The organism is Hyphomonas sp. GM-8P (assembly GCF_003263315.1).
GTDB lineage: Bacteria > Pseudomonadota > Alphaproteobacteria > Caulobacterales > Hyphomonadaceae > Hyphomonas.
Genome location: NZ_AWFE01000005.1, coordinates 1 through 1,252, shown reverse-complemented (window position 1 = coordinate 1,252; position 1,252 = coordinate 1). Strand labels below are relative to the sequence as shown.

General features: G+C 61.8%; 1 protein-coding gene and 1 pseudogene. Both read left to right on the top strand.

Annotation, left to right across the window (positions count from 1 at the left end):
- Window positions 1-619 (top strand): annotated as a pseudogene (locus tag HY26_RS01620) (conjugal transfer protein TrbE); the annotation flags it as partial.
- Window positions 604-1,252, top strand: a 649-nt coding sequence (gene trbJ / locus HY26_RS01615) for a P-type conjugative transfer protein TrbJ (RefSeq protein ID WP_112072804.1), incomplete at its 3' end; no start/stop codon positions are given. The pseudogene HY26_RS01620 and the gene trbJ, both read left to right, overlap by 16 nt.

Sequence of the window (1,252 nt, the reverse complement as noted above, 5' to 3'; positions counted from 1 at the left end):
CGAAATGGACGCGCTGATGCAGGACAAGCGGCTCGCCGCGCCCGTGCTTGCACATCTGTTCACGAAGCTCGAAGCCCGGTTCGACGGCCGACCGACCCTGCTCATCCTCGATGAGGCCTGGCTCTTTCTCGATCATCCGATGTTTGCGGGACGCCTGCGCGACTGGCTGAAGACGCTGCGCAAGAAGAACGTGTCCGTCGTGTGTGCGACGCAGAGCCTGTCGGACATCTCGGCCAGTTCAATAGCCCCGAGCCTGATCGAAAGCGCGCCGACCCGCATCTTCCTCGCCAATGCACGGGCCGAAGAGCCTTCGCAGCGCGCAGCCTATGAGGGTTTTGGCCTCAATGCCCGCCAGGTCGAACTGATCGCACGGGCGACGCCGAAGCGGGATTATTATGTTCAGACTCCGGAGGGCAATCGCCTGTTCGATCTCGACCTCGGGCCCGTCGCGCTCGCCTTCTGCGCTGCCGGTTCCAAAGCCGACCAAAAACTGATCTCCGAGATTCTTACTGCTTCAGGTCCGGACGGGTTCGCGCCGGCCTGGCTTGCGGCGCGCGGACTCCATTGGGCGGCAAACCTGATCGGAACAGAAGGAGACGTGCCATGCGCCGCCGAATGATCGCCATTCTTCTCGGATCCGTATCCTCGCTTGTCGGACTGGCGCCGCCTGCAAACGCCCTGCTCGGCGTGGGCGATGTCGTGATCGATCCGACCAACCTGGTTCAGAACATCGTGACAGCCACCAATACGCTCGAACAGATCAATAATCAGGTCCAGCAACTCCAGCATGAGGCCCAGATGCTGGTGAACCAGTCCGAGGACCTGAAGCGGCTCGACTATGCCTCGATCGAGCACCTGAAGCGCCTGCTCGAACGGATCGACACGCTGATGCGCGAAGCGGGTGAGATGACTTATGAAGTCGAAGAGTCCGAACGCCAGTACCGCGAGGCGTTCCCGGACTCCTATGAAGACCTCTCCAATAAGGAAATCCTTGTCGAAGCCGCAGACCAGTGGCAGATCAGCCGGGAGGCCTTCCGGGCCTCGATCCAGGTCCAGTCCGGGATTGTGACCTCGATTGCGGACGCGCGCGAGACGCTGACAGACCTTGTTGGTGAGAGCCAGGCGGCGACCGGGAACCTGTCCGTCTCCCAGGCCGGCAACCAGCTCGTCGCGCTCTCGGTCGAGCAACAGATGCAGATGCAGCAATTGATGGCCGCGCAATACCGGATGGTGGCGCTCGAAGAATCGCGCC